Below are 16,960 nucleotides of genomic sequence, written 5' to 3'. Positions count from 1 at the left end.
GGTTCCGGGCAAGGGCTGCGGATGTCCGGGGACGCCGGAGGTGATTCCGGCGTCCCCGCGCACGGTTACATCGTTTCCGCGAATAGCTCGCGGCCGATCAGCATGCGGCGGATCTCGGAGGTGCCGGCGCCGATCTCGTACAGCTTGGCGTCGCGCCACAGGCGCCCGGCCGGGTACTCGTTGATATAGCCGTTGCCGCCCAGGATCTGCACGGTCTCGCCCGCCATCCAGGTGGCCTTTTCCGCGGTGTACAGGATCACCGCGGCGCAGTCCTTGCGCACCTGGCGCACGTGGTCGCTGCCGAGCGCGTCGAGGTTCTTGCCGACCGTGTACAGGTAGCTGCGCGCCGCCTGCAGCGTGGTGTACATGTCGGCCACCTTGCCCTGGATCAGCTGGAATTCGCCGATGCTCTGGCCGAACTGCTTGCGGTCGTGGATATACGGCGTGACCACGTCCATGCACGCCTGCATGATGCCGACCGGGCCGCCGGACAGCACCGCGCGCTCATAGTCGAGCCCGCTCATCAGCACCCTGGCGCCGCCGTTCTCGGCACCGAGGATGTTCTCGACCGGCACTTCCACGTCCTCGAACACCAGCTCGCCGGTGTGCGAGCCGCGCATGCCCAGCTTGTCCAGCTTCTGCGCCACCGAGAAGCCCTTCATGCCCTTCTCGACGATAAAGGCGGTCATGCCGCGCGCGCCCAGCTCGGGCTCGGTCTTGGCGTAGACCACCAGCACGTCGCAGTCCGGGCCGTTGGTGATCCACATCTTGGTGCCGTTGAGCACGTAGCGGTCGCCCTTCAGTTGTGCGCGCAGCTTCATGCTGACCACGTCGGAGCCGGCGTTGGGCTCGCTCATCGCCAGCGCGCCGATCCATTCGCCCGACACCAGCTTGGGCAGGTACTTGGCCTTCTGCGCGGCCGTGCCGTTGCGGTGGATTTGGTTCACGCAGAGGTTCGAATGCGCGCCGTATGACAGTCCCACCGAGGCCGAGGCGCGGCTGATTTCCTCCATCGCGATCATATGGGCCAGGTAGCCCATGTTGGCGCCGCCGTATTCCTCGGCCACGGTGATGCCGAGCACGCCGAGGTCGCCCATCTTCTTCCAGGCGTCCATCGGGAACTGGTCGGTACGGTCGATCTCGGCCGCGCGCGGGGCCAGTTCGGCCTGGGCCCAGTCGCGCACGGCACCGCGCAGCATTTCGATGTCTTCGCCCAGATCGAATTTCAGGCCTGGCAATTCAGTCATGATGGTCTCCTGTAGGAATCGGTGTGTCGGTGTGTCGGTGTATCGGTGAGTTCCGGGGTTGCCGGATTGATCGCTTCAGACGTGGCCCAGCGTCTTGACCACGCACAGCGTCATCAGCATGGTCGCCACCGGCTTGCGGCGGCCTTGCTGCTCGACGTAGACATCGCCCTGCGCCACGATCAGCGTGCGCCCGGGCTTGAGCACCCGCCCCACCGCCACCAGGCGTTCGCCGTGGGCGGGGGACAGCAGGTTGATCTTGTACTCGGCGGTCAGGCCCGCCTCTTCTTCGCCGACCAGCGTCAGCGCGGCATAGCCGCAGGCGCTGTCGGCCAGCGCGCCGACCACGCCGCCGTGGAAGAAGCCGTGCTGCTGGGTCACGCCCTCGGACCACGGCATGGCCAGTTCCACCTCGCCGCGCTGCACGCGCGCCAGCTCGGCGCCGAAGGTCCGCATCAGCCCCTGGCGCGAGAAACTGGTGGCAATGGCGTCGGCCCGCGCGGCGGACAGCGGTTCCGGTTCAGCGGGCACGGCTTGGGCGGGGGAGGCGGTCATGGCGGGTTCCGGTGTAATGGCCTGTCTGGACGGACAGCGCACGGCCAACGCGCTGTCCGGCTATTCTATTTACGTTTACGTAAACGTCAATGCCGGATCGCACGGAGGCGTGCGCAAGTGCCGCTCAGGCGGCATGGGTCTGATCGGGCGCATCGTCGCCGCCCTGCGCGGCCAGCAACGCCCTGCACTGGCGCTCATGCTGGTCGATCTCTGCCAGTTGCGCCTGCAGGTCTTCCATCTGGCGCTCGAGCGTGCGGCGGTGCGCGGCGAGCGCGACCAGGAACCGGTCGAGTTGCGGCGCGGTATCGCGCGGCGATTCATACAGGTCAAGGATCTCGCGGATCTCGTTGAGAGTAAGCCCCAACCTCTTGCCGCGCAGCGTCAGCTTTAGCCGGGTCCGCTCGCGGCCGTTGTAGACGCGCTTGCGCCCGCCCGGCCCTTCGCGCTGCGGCGACAGCAGGCCTTGATCCTCGTAGAAGCGGATGGCGCGCGGCGTGACGTCGAATTCACGCGCGAGGTCGGTAATGGTGTAGGTGGCGGAAGCCGCCGCTGGCGTCGCTGACATGGCCTGACCAAAGAAAGTGAACGGTCGTTCGTTGCGAAGTCAAGTTTTCGCTTAAGATGGAAACGAACCCGTATGGTTGACGTTTACGTTAGCGTCAACCAGATCGGCTGGCAACCGGTGCTTGCACGCCCCCTCGCGCATGATCGGGGGACGTGCCGGCAGAACGAGAAAGCCCGCGCCCCGCCGCCAGGCTTCGACCACGAGACTCCTCATGAACGCACTCGAACACCAGCTCCAATACCCGTTCGGCGACACCATGCCGGCGCCCGGCACCAAGCAGGAAGTCGCCCCCGGCGTCTACTGGCTGCGCATGCCGCTGCCGTTCGCGCTCGACCATATCAACCTGTGGCTGCTGCGCGACCGCCTGGACGGGCGCGACGGCTGGACCATCATCGACTGCGGCATCACCAACGACACCATCAAGGCGCACTGGGAAACCATCTTCGCCAACGAGCTGGAAGGCCTGCCGGTGGTGCGCGTGCTGGTCACGCACAGCCACCCCGACCACGTCGGCCTGGCGCACTGGCTGTGCCGGCGTTTCGACGTGCGGCTGTGGATGAGCCTGGGCGACTACATGAGCGCGCGGGTCATGGGCAGCGGCACCGGGGCCGGGTCGAGTGCCGGCGGCGATGCTGCCGCCGCGCACTTCGCGCTGCATGGCCTGACCGATGCCGACAGCCAGGAAAAGCTGCGCGCGCGCAAGACCTATTACCCGTCGCTGGTGCCCGACCTGCCGACGCAATACCGCCGCCTGATGGAAGGCGACACGGTGCGCATCGGCACCGACGCGGCGACCTCCGGCTGGCGCGTGATCACCGGCTTCGGCCATTCGCCCGAGCACGTGGCGCTGTATAACGCCGCCACCAACGTGCTGGTCTCCGGCGACATGGTGCTGCCGCGCATCTCGACCAATGTCAGCGTGTTCGACATGGAGCCCGAGGCCAATTCGCTGCAGCTCTACCTGGATTCGCTAAGCAAGTACGAACCGCTGCCGCAGGACGTGCTGATCCTGCCGTCGCACGGCCGCCCGTTCCGCAACCTGCATACCCGCATCATGCAGCTGCGCGAGCACCATGCCGACCGCCTCGCCGAAACGCTGGAGGCGTGCCGCGAGAAAGCCTGCAGCGCGCACGACATCGTCAGCGTGATCTTCAAGCGCCAGTTCGACATCCACCAGATGACCTTCGCCATGGGCGAGTCGCTGGCCCACCTGCACTGCCTGTGGCACCGCGGCGAGCTGGTGCGCGAAACCGGCGATGACGGCGTGATCCGTTTCCGGGCCGCCTGAGCGCCTCAGTTGGCGGCCGCCAGCGCCGCCAGGTAGCGCACCCCGTCGACGGCGCGGCTGCCGTACCAGGACAGCATCTCGCCGTCGACCAGCAGCACCGGCTTGCCGAGCTGGCGTTCGAGCGCGTCGGCATGGTCTTCGGTAAAGCGGTAGGGCTCGGTCGACAGCAGCACCAGGTCGAGCTTGCGCACCAGCGCATCGCTCCAGCGGAAGGTCGGATAGCGCTCGCCGGGCGCATTGGGGCGACTGCAGTCGCCGCCTTCGCAGGCCTGCAAGGTATCCGCGCCGCCAGGCCAGGTCTGCCAGTTGGCCAGCGCCAGCATGCGGCTGATATAGGTGTCGCGCGACACCGTCATCCACGGGTCCTGCCAGATCGCGTAGAGCACGCGCCGTGGCGGCCATGGCCGCACGCGGATCGCATCCAGTTGCGCCTGCAGCGCCGCGCACAGGGCCTCGGCCTCGGCATGGCAGCCAAAGATGCCACCCAGCAGCCGGTACAGCCCGAGGTTGTCTTCCGGCGCGCATGGATGGGTGACGATCACGTTGGGCACGAAGCCGCGGATCTCGTCGACCGTCTCGCGCCGGTTCTCGTCGATATTGACCACCACATGGGTGGGCGCCAGCTCGCGCAGCCGCGCCACGTTGACGTCCTTGGTGCCGCCCACCTTGGGCACGGCACGCACCGCCGGTTCCGGATGGATGCAGAAGCCGGTGCGCGCCACCATCTGCCGCGCCAGCCCGAGCGCGAACAGCAGTTCGGTTACCGACGGCACCAGCGAGGCGATCCGCACCACGCCGGTGGCGGCGGCATGCTGCTGGCCGATGGCGTCGCGCCACATCTCAGGGCTCCCGGGGTGCGTCGGCACGGCGCGGCTTGCGCGGCGCGCCCGCGGCGAGCGCGTCGTACAGCCAGCGCGGCATCACGTGCAACAGCGCCGCCACCACGCCCATTTGCCACGGGATCACGCGGAAACGCCGGCCCGCCGCGATCACGCGCACGGCCTTGCGCGCGAACACGTCGGCATCGGTCAGGAACGGCATGCGGTACGGGTTGTGCGCGGTCATCGGCGTGCGGATATAGCCGGGCGCGATCGTGACCACGCCGATACCGTGGCGGCGCTGCTCCAGCCGCAGGCTTTCGAGCAGCTTGATCACCGCCGACTTGGAAGCGCTGTAGGCCCCCGCGCCCGGCAGTCCGCGCACGCCGGCGACGCTGGCGATGCCCACCAGCGTGCCGCGCCGCCCGAAGTGGCCGGGCTCGCGCGCCTGCATCGCGTGCAGGAACGGCTGGAAGGTGGTCAGCACGCCGAACCAGTTGGTGTCCATCACCTGGCGGAAGGCGTCCAGGTCCTCGCGCTCGCTGGCGACGGTGCCGACCGAGACCCCTGCGTTGGCGATCACCACGTCCGGGCAGCCGAAATGGGCAAGGAAGTCCTGCGCCGCGCGCGCCATCGCCTCGGCATCGCGCACGTCGGCGCCATAGACGCGCACCGCGCCGGGGTTGGGCAGCGTCGCCACGAATTCGCGCAGCGCGTCCTCGCGCCGCGCCACCAGGCCCAGGATGGCGCCCTGCGCGGCGTACTCGCGTGCGAGCGCCTGGCCCAGGCCGCTGGAGGCGCCGGTGAGGAAGACTTTGAGGGGACGCATGAGGGCGGGAACTCTGAATAAAAAAAACGGCTGGTACAGGATACCAGCCGTTTGGCTTGCCACAGGTTCTTGCTCCTGGATGGGAGCAAACCCTCAGCAAATCACATCTTCTTCGCCTTGATCTGCTCCACCAGGTAATCCATGGTCTGCACCGCGCCCTGCTTGTTGCCGGCGATCGACGGCGAGGTCACGTACTTGCCCTGCACCACCACGGTCGGCACGCCGTCGATCTTGTAGGCGTCGGCGATCTTGTTGGCGCGCTGCGAGTTGGTCGTCACCGTGAACGAGTTGTACGCATCCAGGAAGGCCTTGCGGTCGACACCGTTCTTGGCCATGAAATCGGCGATCTCGTTGGTGTCGGTCAGGCGCTTGCGCTCCGTGTGGATGGCGCTGAAGACCTTGTTGTGCATGGCGTCGAGTTTGCCGATGGCTTCCAGCGCGTAGAAGATCTTGGTGTGGGGGAGCAGGTCATCGCGGAACGCGACCGGCACGCGCTTGAACACCACGTTGCCGCCCTGCTTCTTGACCCAGGCTTCCAGGTCGGGCTCGAAGTCATAGCAGTGCGGGCAGCCATACCAGAAGAACTCGGTCACCTCGATCTTGCCCGCCGCGACCGGCTGGGGCGTCTTCAGGACCTGGTACTCCTTGCCTTCGGTGGGTGCCGCCTGCGACGGGGCGGACATCAGCAGGCCGCCCACGGCGGCGAACATGGCGAACAGTGCGGCGAGTTTTTTCATTTGAGAACGGCCTTGCGGTTTGGACGATGAGCGTATGACAGCGGCGGCGGCACCCGGTTCATCGGCGCGCCCGCCGCTACTGGCGGGAACCTGTTGCTGCGGTGTTGCGGCGGTTACCGGGTATTAAGCGGTGCCGCCTACTGCTTGGTAAAGCGGATCACCGAGGCCTCGAAACCGGACGACTGCAGCCGGTCGCGTGCCTTGTTCATGTCTTCGATGCGGTTGTACGGCCCCAGGCGCACCCGGTACATCTTGACCCCGTTGACGTCCCGCTCGGTGATGCGGGCCTCGAAGCCCTGCATCGCCAGGTTGGCCTTCTGGCGGTCGGCGTCGTCCGACGAGCGGAACGCGCCCACCTGCAGCAGGTAGCCCACCTTGTGCGCGTCGGCCTGAGCGATCTCGGCGATCGGGTCCGACACCGGCTTCTCGGCGGGCTTGGTGGCGAGCGGCTTGTCGGCCGGCTTCTCGACGGGCTTGTCCAGCGGCTTGTCCACCGGCTTCTCCGCCGGGCGGGTCGCCACCGGCGGCTGGCCGTTCTGCTTGGGCTCGGGCTCCGGCGCCTGGCCCACCGGCTTGGCCGGGGTCTTGCTCCACAGCGGCTTGTTGGGGTCGCTCGGGCCTTCGTCGGCGCGCTGGGCCGGAGCCGGCAGCTGGCTGGTGACGTTGCCGGGCTCGCTCGGCCGGGGGGCATGTTTCTGCTGGAACGGCGTCGGCGACTTGGTGATGTACAGGGCGACCACCACGGCGATGGCCAGCCCGACGATCAGCCCGAGCACCAGGCCCAGGAACGTACCGCCGCGCTGCTGGCTGCGGCGGACATTGCGCGACTCGCGCTTGCGTTGCTGTTGCATGAAGTCCTCTTCGGTGATGCCGGGATTATAGAGCCAGTGCCGCCGCCGGCCGCACTGGATCGTCCCCGGGGCCGGCTGGCCCCGTGCGTCGCTGGCGCGCTTACATGCGGCGCGGGGCGGACACGCCGATCACCGCCAGGCCGTTGCGCAGCACCTGGCGCGTGGCGGCCAGCAGCGCCAGGCGGGCGCGCTTGACGGCTTCGTCGTCGACCAGCACGCGGTCGGCGTTGTAGAAGGCGTGGAAGTCGCCGGCCAGGTCGCGCAGGTAGAACGCCACCGCGTGCGGCGCCAGTTCCGACGCGGCGGCCGCCAGCATGTCCGGGAACTCGGCCAGGCGCTGTCCCAGCGCCAGCGCCTGGGCGCTGGCTTCGGCGCCGGTCACGGCGGCCAGGTCGGCGCCCGCCAGCTCGGCCAGGCGCGCTTCCCAGTCCGCGCCGCCCCACGACTCGAAGATCGAGCAGATACGGGCATGGGCGTACTGGACGTAGTACACCGGGTTCTCGTCGTTCTGCTTGAGCGCGAGGTCGACATCGAACACGAACTCGGTATCGGCCTTGCGCGACAGCAGGAAGAAGCGCACCGCGTCGCGGCCGCGGGTGAAGTGCGCGGGCCAGTCGGCCACGCCCTGGTCCAGGCAGCCGCGGATGGTCTCGTCGCCACCGTTGGACCATTCGATCAGGTCACGCACGGTGACGTAGGAGCCGGCGCGCTTGGAGATCTTGACCTCCTCGCCGTTCTTCATCACGGTCACCATCTTGTGCAGCACGTAGTCGGGATAGCCCTGCGGGATGCCGATGTCCAGGCCCTGCAGGCCGGCGCGCACGCGCGCGATGGTGCCGTGGTGGTCGCTGCCCTGCACGTTGATGACCTTGGTGAAGCCGCGCTCCCACTTGGTGGTGTGGTAGGCCACGTCCGGCACGAAGTAGGTATAGGTGCCGTCGCTCTTCTTCATCACGCGGTCCTTGTCGTCGCCGTCGTCGGTGGTGCGCAGCCACAGCGCGCCCTCGCTCTCGTAGGTCTTGCCTTTACCGATCAGCGACTGCACCGCGGCGTCGACGCGGCCGTCGCTGTACAGCGACGACTCCAGGTAGTAGCGGTCGAACTTGACGCCGAAGGCCTGCAGGTCGATGTCCTGCTCGTTGCGCAGGTAGGTCACGGCGAACCTGCGGATCGAGTCGATGTCCTCGACGTTGCCCGACGCGGTCACCGGCTCGCCGTCGGACGCGCTGACGGTCTTGCCGGCAAGGAAGTCGGCGGCGATGTCGGCGATGTAGTCGCCGTTGTAGGCGGCCTCGGGCCAGCTGGCATCGCCCGGCTTCAGGCCGCGCGCGCGCGCCTGCACCGACAGCGCCAGGGTCTGGATCTGCACGCCGGCATCGTTGTAGTAGAACTCGCGGTGCACGTGCCAGCCCTGCCACGACAGCAGGTTGGCGAGCGCATCGCCCAGCGCCGCCTGGCGGCCGTGGCCGACGTGCAGCGGGCCGGTCGGGTTGGCCGAGACGAACTCCACCAGCACCTGGCCATGCACGCCGCGTTCGCGCGCGCCGTAGTGGTCGCCCTGGTTCAGCACCGCGCGCAGCACCTCGGCCTTGGCCGCCGGCGTCAGGCGCAGGTTGATGAAGCCGGGGCCGGCGATCTCCATGGTCGCGACCAGCGCCTGCGCGCGCTCGTCGGCCTGCACCGCGGCGACGATGCGCTGCGCCAGCTCGCGCGGATTGCTCTTGAGCGCGCGCGCGACCTGCATCGCGACATTGCAGGCGAGGTCGCCATGGGCGGCCACCTTGGGCCGCTCGAAGGTGACCGCGGGCAAGATGGCATCGGCCGGGGCGAGCGCACGCACGGCATCGGTGAACGCGGCGGCAAGATTGGAGGTCTGAACAGGCAGCATGGATGTCGGAAGCCCTGTGGGCTGGTATTCAGGCGCAGGCCCCGCGGGCTGCGCCGGCGCCACGACCACGGCAAGTGACGGCGAATCAACGCCGCGCCGCGTGGCAGGCATGGGAATCGGGAACGCGCAATTTTATCAGGTGCTATGCTGACATCATGCGCAAGGACGGCCACGGACCACAATCGGCTCCGGCGGCCGCGCCAGACCGTGCCCGAACCGGCGCGGCATCCCGCCCCGGGGACGCCGCCCACCGTTCTCCGTGAAAGGAAAAACCATCATGCTGATCACCTTCAAATCCCACGCCGCGCAGGACCTGATCATGATGAAGGATCTGGCCGTGACGCTCCTGGGCATCATCGGCAAGCATCTCGGGGAACGGGGGGTGATCACCGTCGACGAACTGCCGCACGCAATCCACAAGCTCGAGGCGGCCGTGGCCGATGCGCGCCGCGCGCACCCGGCCGACACGGCGGTCGAGGCCCAAGCCGATGCCGAGGAAGAAGAGGAAGAGCCGCTGCACTTGGGGCAGCGCGCCTATCCCTTCCTCGACATGCTGCGCGCCTCGCAGCGCGAAGGCGCCAATGTCCTCTGGGGAGTCTGAACCGTCTGCTGGCCGCAAGGCGCTGAGTGCCGCTGCGCGCCAGTCCATCGCCCGCGGATAAAAAAACACCCGGCACCACAACTTGGCGGCCGGGCTTCCGGACGAGGGTTCCGGAAAGGGGGGAATTCCGGCGGAGCCCGGCTGGCGCGCCAGCCGGGCTCCGCATCAACGCTTGTCTGCTGAGTCCGCGGTTATTCCCTGGCTATTCCCTGGTTATTCCTCATCGGCATGGTGGTGCCGCCCATTGGCCAGCAGCAGCCCGATCACCGCGCCGACGGCGGCGGCGATCGCCACCGCCTTCAGCGGGGATTCGGCCACGCGGTGCTGGGCGTGCACCACCGCACCATCCACGCGTTCGCGCGCGCGCATCATGCCGTCGGCGGTCTGGGCACGCAGGCGATGCGCCATCTCGCTAGCGCGTTCGCGCAGGCGATGGCCGGCCTGCAGGCTCTCGGCAGAGCCCTCGCGCGCCAGCACCTGAATGGTGTGCTCGAGCTGCGAGATCAGCGACTTGACTTCGCTGGACACCGGCGCCGCGGCCTCGCGCGTATCGCGCGCGGCATGCTTGATATGGCGGATCGCACTGTCGGCACTGTCGGACAGGTGGTTCAGTTCCTTCCGGACTTTAGGGTTCTGCGTCAGCATACGGTCTCCTCAGGTTCGGGTCGACGAGGGCGTGATGCCGGCTTGCGCCGGCTTTATCGTCCCCTGCGAACGAGTCCCATCACCGCGGCAACCAGCGCCACGACCAGGAAGATGAAGAACAGGATCTTGGCGATTTCCACGGCGCCGGCGGCAATCCCGCCGAAGCCGAAAATCGCGGCGATCAGGGCGATGACGAAAAATACGAGTGCATATTGCAGCATGGCTAGGCTCCCGAAGATTTCGGACCAGGCCAGGCGCACTGGCTGGGCCCATGTGAGGCTTGCGCCAACGGGTGCAAGCTCATAGCCTCATCGTAGAAAGCCGTGCTTCGTGCCAATACCGACCGGCTGCCGATTCCGGTGTCAGCCGAGTCCTACAACGCCTGCCGCGGGCCACGCCGCCCCGCGCGACACGCGCGCCGGGGCTGTCGTGCCGCGCAGGAATCGGCCCACGGAACCGCCGGCGGCGCGGGCGCCGGGTTGACCCATGGCGGTCGATGTGATTCCATGAGCCCTCCCTTGGCGCCGCGGCGGGCGAGCGCGCCTTCACGATAGGAATTGCCCCATGTTCAAGCAGTCATTTCTCCCTCACACGCTGTTGCTGGCGGGCGGCATCCTGCTGACCCTGGCGGTGCTGGTGGCGTCGGAAACCGGCAATATCCGCCTGCGCGAAAGCTATACCGACGTGATCCGCTCGCAGCGGCTGCAGACCGAGCTGGCCGCGCTCAACGGCGAGCTGGTCAATGCCGAAGCCGGCCAGCGCGGCTTCCTGCTGACCGGCAAGGAAAGCTACCTGGAACCGTACTACAAGGCGCTGCCGCGCATCGCCGAGCTGATGGCGCAGATCCGCGCAGGCTACGCCGACGACCCGGAAGGCCTGAAGCAGTTCGGCGACACCTCCAAGCTGGTCAACAGCAAGCTCAACGAGATGGCGCTGACGCTGGTGTACGGCAAGCGCGACCTGGAAGTGGCGCTGGACCTGATCCGCACCGACTACGGCAAGCAGACCATGGACAACGCGCGCCGCGGGCTCGACCAGCTGCAGGCGCGCGAGGCCGGCGCGGTCTCGCATCGGCTCGAGGGCGCCGAGAACGACGTGCAGCTGTCGCGCTACGGCATCGGCCTGCTCACCGCCATCAACATCATCCTGCTGATGGCGGTCGGCATCGGCCACGCCAAGCGGCTGGCGATGGCCGAGGCGGTGCGCACCCAGCTGGAAGAGGAAAGCGTGCGGCTGGACCGCAAGGTGCGCGCGCGCACGCGCCAGCTGTCGGCGCTGGCGGGCCACCTGCAGCGCGTGACCGAAGACGAGAAGACCCGGCTCGCGCGCGAACTGCATGATGAACTGGGCGCGATCCTGACCGCGATCAAGCTGGACCTGCACTGGGTGCGCCGCAAGGTACAGGCGGACCAGCCGGTGGCGGCCGAGCGCCTGACGCGCGTGATGCTGCACGTGGACCAGGGCATCCAGATCAAGCGCCGCCTGATCGAGGACCTGCGCCCCACCGTGCTGCTCAACCTGGGCCTGCGCGCGGCAGTCACTCAACTGGTCGAGGAAGTGGGCGCGCGCAACAACTGGGAGACCGACGTCAGCGTGCCCGAAGACCTGCCGGCGCTGCGCGACGAAGCCGCGATCGCGCTGTACCGCATCGTGCAGGAATCGCTGACCAATGCCAGCAAGTATTCGCAGGCCCGGCACGTCGAGGTCTCGCTGGCATGCCAGGGCGAACTGCTGACGCTGACCGTGCGCGACGACGGCAAGGGCCTGCCGCCGGATTTCGATGCCGGCAGCACGGCCGGCCACCACGGCCTGCTGGGGATGGAGCAGCGCGTCACCGCGCTGGGCGGCAGCATGCAGATCGATTCGTCGCCGGATGCCGGGGTCCGGATCCGGATCGAGGTGCCGCTGACCGCATCGGTGCTGGCGCCAGTCGAAGAGCCCGAGAGCCCCGAACCCGCACGCGCCTGAATGCGCCTGAATGCGCCTGATGCGTCAGCCCTGCAGCGCGGCGTGTTCCTCGATCACGCGGAACACCTGCTCCAGCTCGAGCGACTTGTCGAAGAAATAATCGGCGCCGGCCTCGGCGCACTGGCGCCGGTACATCTCGAGCTGGGCATGGTTGGTGTAGACGATGCGCACGGTGCCGGTGCCGGCGCGCTGCATCGCGCGCAGCACGTTGATGCCGTTACCCTGGCGCAACTGCAGGTCGACGATGGCGACGTCGTACTTGCCGGCGGCGAGCAGGCGCAGCGCCAGGGCTTCGGTATCGGCCCAGTCGACGTTCTCGACGAACGGGAAATCCTTCAGGTATTCGAGCAGCATGCCGCGCAGAACCGCCGAATCTTCAATCAGCAGCACGTTCAGCGCCCGGTAGGAAGTGTTCGAATCCTGCTCCGACATATTTTGTATTGCGGGTCCCTTCCGGGGCGGCCCGCGCGGGGCCGCGATTGAACTGCTATTCCACCAGGCCGTTCTTGATCGCGTAGTAGGTCAGGTCGGCGTTGGTCTTCATGCCCATTTTCTCCAGGATGCGCGAACGGTAGGTGCTGACGGTCTTGACGCTGAGAAACAGCTCGTCGGCAATCACCGACACCGACTGCCCGCGCGACAGCTTGCAGAAGATCTGGAACTCGCGCTCGGACAGCATCTGGTGCACCGGCTGCTCGGTCGGCTTGTCGAGCCCGCCGATCAGCAGGTCGGCCACCGTGGCGCTGACATAGCGGCGGCCCTGCGCCACCGTGCGGATCGCCTTGACCAGGTCGTCGGGTGCGCTTTCCTTGGTCAGGTAGCCGGACGCGCCGGCACGGATCAGGTTGATCGCGTACTGGTCTTCCGGGTATGTCGACAGGATCAGCACCGGCAGGTCGGGCTTGCGCTGGCGGATCAGCTTGAGCACGTCGATGCCATTGCGGTCCGGCATCGAGATGTCCAGCACCAGCACGTCGAACTCGGCATCGCGCAGCTGCGCCATGACTTCGTCGCCACTGCCGGCCTCGCCGGTCACCTGGATATCGGGCTCTTCGGAAATGAACTGACGCAGCCCGGCACGCACAATCTCGTGGTCGTCGGCGATCAGGACGCGGATCATGTGGGGCTCCACGGGTTTAACGGACCGGCACTTCGGCCCGGTGCACGTCGGGTGCAGGCGGAACCGCTTGCGATGTTGTCATTGTAGTGCCGCGCGCGCGCCCGGGCTGTCGGTGTCAGGCTGACAATGCGGCGTGGCGGCAAGGCGGGTTGGGGGCATGCCGCGGTCATGCTGCGGGCGCACTTCGGCTGCCACAAAAGCAAAGCGGGACGGATCAGATCCGTCCCGCTTTGCTGCGGCGCGTCAGGCCCGTGAACTTCCCTGGAAGGAGCCTGGCGCGGCCGGCACCGGTAGAGGCTGGGGCTAGTACTGCAAGCGACTATCCGGGTGCTTACTGCGCCGGTGCTTACTGCGCGGGTGCTTACTGCGCTTTCGCGCCAGCTTCGGCGCCGGCGCTGACGCCCACGTTGGCGTCGGCCTTCGACTTCTTGGTCGACTTGGCGGCGTGCTTGCCATGCTTGGCCTTGCTGCCGGCCTCTGCCTTGGCCGCGCCGGTGGCGTCGGCGGCGGCGCCGGCGCTCTTGTCGACGGCGGCGCCCGCGGTCGACAGGCCCTTGTCAGCCGCCGTGCCCGCTGCCGACAGGCCCTTGTCGGTCGCCGCGCCGGCGGTCGACAGGCCTTTCTCGGCCGCGCCCGCGGCACCCGTGGCGGCGCCGCCGACGGCGTTCAGGCCACCCTGTGCCGCCGCGGTGGGCGAAGGCGTGGTCACCGAGGCACCGACATCGGCCTTGGCGCCGACGGCAGCGCCGGTGCCCTGGGCCATGGCCAGCGAGGAAGCCGCGGCGATCGACAGTGCGGACAGGGAGAGCAGCAGTTTCTTCATGGACAGACTCCTTTCAGGATGCCCCACGGCGAACAATTCGCCGCGGTGATCACGCTGGTGATTGCGTGTATCGAGCCCTCAGTCTAGGGAGCCGGACTGCGGCGGTCTGTGAGCAGTTGAAAGGCACTGTAAGGAGTTGTGAGGCGGCCCGCACGCCACCCTGGTGGCGCCGTGCGGGCCATTCGCTGCGCTTTTCCTGCTCCATCAAAGGGCTGGCGGCGGGGCACCGCCGCCGCCGTTGCCTCCCGGGCGTCGCACCCGGTTACAGGTTGGGCGCGAGCGCGCGCGCCAGCGCGGCGCGGTCCTCGTGGCGGCGGGCCGCCATGTCGTCGAGCTGGTCCTGGCCGATCTTGCCGATGGTGAAGTAGGTCGACTCGGGATGCGCCAGGTAGAAGCCGCTGACCGAAGCCGCCGGCGTCATCGCCAGCGATTCGGTGATGCCCATGCCGATCTCGGCCGCGTCGAGGAATTCGAACATCGGCCCCTTGACGGTGTGCTCGGGGCAGGCCGGATAGCCAGGCGCGGGACGGATGCCGCGGTATTTCTCGGCGATCAGCTCGTCGTTGCTCAGCGCTTCGGCGGCGTCATAGCCCCACAGGTCCTTGCGCACGCGCTCGTGCAGGCATTCGGCGAAGCCTTCGGCGAGGCGGTCGGCCAGCGCCTTGAGCATGATCGCGCTGTAGTCGTCGTGGTCGGCCTCGAACTGCGCTTCCTTCTTGTCGACGCCCAGGCCCGCGGTGACGGCGAACACGCCGACATAGTCGGCGATGCCGCTGTCCTTCGGCGCGACAAAGTCCGCGAGACAACGGTTGGGCCGGCGCACGCCATCCACCACCGGGCGCTCGCTCTGCTGGCGCAGGTTGTGCCAGGTCAGCGCAACCTTGCTGCGGCTCTCGTCGGTGTAGATCTCGATATCGTCGTCGTTGACGGTGTTGGCCGGCAGCAGCGCGATCACGCCGTTGGCGGTCAGCCAGCGGCCCTGGATCAGCCGCGACAGCATCGCCTTGCCGTCCGAGAACACCTTGCGCGCCGATTCCCCCACGATCTCGTCGTTGAGGATGTCGGGGAATTTGCCGGCGAGGTCCCAGGTCTGGAAGAACGGGCCCCAGTCGATGTAGTTGGCCAGCTCGGCCAGGTCGTAGTTGCGGAACACGCGGCGGCCGATGAACTTCGGCTTGGGCGGCACGTAGCGGCTCCAGTCGATCGGCGTCTTGTTGGCGCGCGCCTGCGCCAGCGTCACCATCGGCGTGGCCTTCTTGTTGGCGTGCTGGGTGCGGATGCGCTCGTAGTCGCTCTTCAGCTCGTCCAGGTAGCGGGCCGCGCCCTCGTCCGACAGCAGGCTCGACGCCACGCTGACCGAGCGCGATGCGTCCGGCACGTACACTACCGGGCCTTCGTAGTTGGGCGCGATCTTGACCGCGGTATGCACGCGCGAGGTGGTCGCGCCGCCGATCAGCAGCGGGATCTTCTTCACGCGGAAGTAGTCGTCGCGCTGCATCTCGGAGGCGACGTAGGCCATCTCTTCCAGCGACGGCGTGATCAGCCCGGACAGCCCGACGATGTCCGCGCCCTCGACCTTGGCCTTGGCCAGGATCTCGTTGCACGGGACCATCACCCCCATGTTGACCACTTCGAAGTTATTGCACTGGAGCACCACCGAGACGATGTTCTTGCCGATGTCGTGCACGTCGCCCTTGACCGTGGCGATCACGATCTTGCCGCGCGCCTTGACGTCGCCGCCAGCCTCGGCCAGCAGGCGCTTCTCTTCCTCGATGAAGGGCAGCAGGTGCGCCACCGCCTGCTTCATCACACGCGCGCTCTTGACCACCTGCGGCAGGAACATCTTGCCGGCGCCGAACAGGTCGCCGACGATGTTCATGCCGTCCATCAGCGGGCCTTCGATCACCTCGATCGGGCGGCCGCCGCGCGCGGCGATCTGCTGGCGCGCTTCCTCGGTGTCTTCGACGATAAAGGTGGTGATGCCGTGCACCAGCGCGTGCGCGAGGCGCTCTGCCACCGGCACCGGCTGCTCGGGCGTGCCGCGCCAGGCCAGGTTCTCTTCCTTCTTTGCGCCGCCGCCCTTGAACTTGTCGGCGATCTCCAGCAGGCGGTCGGTGGCATCGTCGCGGCGGTTCAGCACCACGTCCTCGACGCGCTCGCGCAGCTCGGGGTCGAGCTGGTCGTACACGCCGAGCTGGCCGGCATTGACGATGCCCATGTCCATGCCCGCCGCGATGGCGTGGTACAGGAACACGGTGTGGATGGCCTCGCGCACCACGTCGTTGCCGCGGAACGAGAACGACACGTTGGAGACGCCGCCGCTGACCTTGGCGTACGGCAGGTTCTGCTTGATCCAGCGCGTGGCCTCGATAAAGTCGACCGCGTAGTTGTTGTGTTCCTCGATGCCGGTCGCGACCGCGAAGATGTTCGGGTCGAAGATGATGTCCTCGGGCGGGAAGCCGACTTCATTGACCAGGATGTCGTAGCTGCGCTTGCAGATCTCGGTCTTGCGCGCGAAGGTGTCGGCCTGGCCCTGCTCGTCGAAGGCCATCACCACGGTAGCGGCGCCGTAGCGGCGGATCAGCTCGGCATGGTGGCGGAACTGTTCCTCGCCTTCCTTCAGCGAGATCGAGTTGACCACCGGCTTGCCCTGCACGCACTGCAGGCCGGCCTCGATCACTTCCCACTTGGACGAATCCAGCATGATCGGCACGCGCGCGATGTCGGGCTCGGACGCGATCAGGTTCAGGAACCGGACCATCGCGGCCTTCGAGTCCAGCATGGCCTCGTCCATATTGATGTCGATGATCTGCGCGCCGTTCTCGACCTGCTGGCGCGCCACCGCCAGCGCCTCGTCGAACTGGCCATTCAGGATCATGCGCGCGAAGGCCTTGGAGCCGGTCACGTTGGTGCGCTCGCCGACGTTGACGAACAGCGTGTCGTCGTCGATGGTGAAGGGCTCGAGGCCGGACAGGCGCATCGGGCGCGGGGGCAGTTGGTTGTCGCTCATGTTGTCGGGCTCTCGGGC

At 67.7% G+C, this 16,960-nt stretch carries 17 protein-coding genes; 3 read left to right on the top strand and 14 right to left on the bottom strand.

Annotated elements, in window-relative coordinates:
- Positions 1-65 precede the first annotated feature (65 nt).
- The 3 genes from A2G96_RS01915 to A2G96_RS01905 form a co-directional block, all read right to left on the bottom strand.
- Positions 66-1,247: an isovaleryl-CoA dehydrogenase gene (locus tag A2G96_RS01915; RefSeq protein ID WP_062796272.1), complete on the bottom strand. Its 1,182-nt coding sequence runs from the start codon at positions 1,245-1,247 to the stop codon at positions 66-68.
- Between the two features lie 75 nt (positions 1,248-1,322).
- Positions 1,323-1,799: a PaaI family thioesterase gene (locus A2G96_RS01910; protein ID WP_062796270.1), complete on the bottom strand. Its 477-nt coding sequence runs from the start codon at positions 1,797-1,799 to the stop codon at positions 1,323-1,325.
- Positions 1,800-1,923: 124 nt separating this feature from the next.
- Positions 1,924-2,364, bottom strand: a complete 441-nt coding sequence (locus A2G96_RS01905) for a MerR family transcriptional regulator (protein ID WP_062796268.1) — start codon at positions 2,362-2,364, stop codon at positions 1,924-1,926.
- Positions 2,365-2,575: 211 nt separating this feature from the next.
- On the opposite strand from A2G96_RS01905, the gene A2G96_RS01900 reads away from it, so the two are divergent.
- Positions 2,576-3,652, top strand: a complete 1,077-nt coding sequence (locus A2G96_RS01900) for an MBL fold metallo-hydrolase (protein WP_062796266.1) — start codon at positions 2,576-2,578, stop codon at positions 3,650-3,652.
- A 5-nt stretch (positions 3,653-3,657) separates the two neighbouring features.
- Here A2G96_RS01900 and A2G96_RS01895 read toward each other — a convergent pair whose 3' ends face one another.
- From A2G96_RS01895 to argS, 5 genes are all read right to left on the bottom strand, one after another.
- Positions 3,658-4,491, bottom strand: coding sequence for a helical backbone metal receptor (locus A2G96_RS01895; RefSeq protein ID WP_062796263.1), 834 nt, complete (start codon positions 4,489-4,491; stop codon positions 3,658-3,660).
- A 1-nt stretch (position 4,492) separates the two neighbouring features.
- Positions 4,493-5,299: an SDR family oxidoreductase gene (locus A2G96_RS01890; RefSeq protein WP_062796261.1), complete on the bottom strand. Its 807-nt coding sequence runs from the start codon at positions 5,297-5,299 to the stop codon at positions 4,493-4,495.
- A gap of 101 nt (positions 5,300-5,400) precedes the next feature.
- The gene (locus tag A2G96_RS01885) at positions 5,401-6,036 is read right to left on the bottom strand and encodes a thiol:disulfide interchange protein DsbA/DsbL (RefSeq protein WP_062796259.1); all 636 of its coding nucleotides are present in this window, start codon (positions 6,034-6,036) and stop codon (positions 5,401-5,403) included.
- A gap of 137 nt (positions 6,037-6,173) precedes the next feature.
- On the bottom strand, positions 6,174-6,887 hold the full coding sequence (locus tag A2G96_RS01880) for an SPOR domain-containing protein (RefSeq protein ID WP_062796257.1): 714 nt from the start codon (positions 6,885-6,887) through the stop codon (positions 6,174-6,176).
- A gap of 100 nt (positions 6,888-6,987) precedes the next feature.
- Positions 6,988-8,775, bottom strand: coding sequence for an arginine--tRNA ligase (argS, locus tag A2G96_RS01875; RefSeq protein ID WP_062796255.1), 1,788 nt, complete (start codon positions 8,773-8,775; stop codon positions 6,988-6,990).
- A 277-nt stretch (positions 8,776-9,052) separates the two neighbouring features.
- Here argS and A2G96_RS01870 point away from each other — a divergent pair, with 277 nt between their 5' ends.
- Positions 9,053-9,376 carry a DUF1840 domain-containing protein gene (locus tag A2G96_RS01870; RefSeq protein WP_062796253.1) on the top strand — a complete coding sequence of 108 codons (324 nt, stop codon included), beginning with the start codon at positions 9,053-9,055 and terminating at the stop codon, positions 9,374-9,376.
- A gap of 213 nt (positions 9,377-9,589) precedes the next feature.
- Here the strand turns inward: A2G96_RS01870 and A2G96_RS01865 are convergent, their stop codons facing one another.
- Both A2G96_RS01865 and A2G96_RS32165 read right to left on the bottom strand, forming a co-directional pair.
- On the bottom strand, positions 9,590-10,021 hold the full coding sequence (locus tag A2G96_RS01865) for a DUF883 family protein (protein ID WP_062796251.1): 432 nt from the start codon (positions 10,019-10,021) through the stop codon (positions 9,590-9,592).
- Positions 10,022-10,074: 53 nt separating this feature from the next.
- On the bottom strand, positions 10,075-10,242 hold the full coding sequence (locus tag A2G96_RS32165) for a DUF1328 domain-containing protein (protein ID WP_010812883.1): 168 nt from the start codon (positions 10,240-10,242) through the stop codon (positions 10,075-10,077).
- Positions 10,243-10,585: 343 nt separating this feature from the next.
- Here A2G96_RS32165 and A2G96_RS01860 point away from each other — a divergent pair, with 343 nt between their 5' ends.
- Positions 10,586-11,989: a sensor histidine kinase gene (locus tag A2G96_RS01860; protein WP_062796249.1), complete on the top strand. Its 1,404-nt coding sequence runs from the start codon at positions 10,586-10,588 to the stop codon at positions 11,987-11,989.
- Positions 11,990-12,013: 24 nt separating this feature from the next.
- Here A2G96_RS01860 and A2G96_RS01855 read toward each other — a convergent pair whose 3' ends face one another.
- The 4 genes from A2G96_RS01855 to metH all read right to left on the bottom strand — a co-directional run bounded on the left by A2G96_RS01855 (position 12,014) and on the right by metH (position 16,942).
- Positions 12,014-12,421 (bottom strand): response regulator, encoded by a 408-nt coding sequence (locus A2G96_RS01855; RefSeq protein WP_062796247.1) that lies wholly within the window; start codon positions 12,419-12,421, stop codon positions 12,014-12,016.
- Between the two features lie 55 nt (positions 12,422-12,476).
- A complete protein-coding gene (locus A2G96_RS01850; RefSeq protein WP_018006648.1) occupies positions 12,477-13,109 on the bottom strand; it encodes a response regulator in 633 nt (210 codons plus the stop codon).
- A 361-nt stretch (positions 13,110-13,470) separates the two neighbouring features.
- On the bottom strand, positions 13,471-13,932 hold the full coding sequence (locus A2G96_RS01845) for a hypothetical protein (protein ID WP_062796245.1): 462 nt from the start codon (positions 13,930-13,932) through the stop codon (positions 13,471-13,473).
- Positions 13,933-14,194: 262 nt separating this feature from the next.
- Positions 14,195-16,942, bottom strand: coding sequence for a methionine synthase (gene metH / locus A2G96_RS01840; protein ID WP_062796242.1), 2,748 nt, complete (start codon positions 16,940-16,942; stop codon positions 14,195-14,197).
- Between the last annotated feature and the right edge of the window lie 18 nt (positions 16,943-16,960).

Source organism: Cupriavidus nantongensis (assembly GCF_001598055.1).
Classification (GTDB): domain Bacteria; phylum Pseudomonadota; class Gammaproteobacteria; order Burkholderiales; family Burkholderiaceae; genus Cupriavidus; species Cupriavidus nantongensis.
The sequence above is the reverse complement of the archived record's forward strand: the minus strand, read 5'-3'. Positions and strand labels throughout refer to the sequence as shown.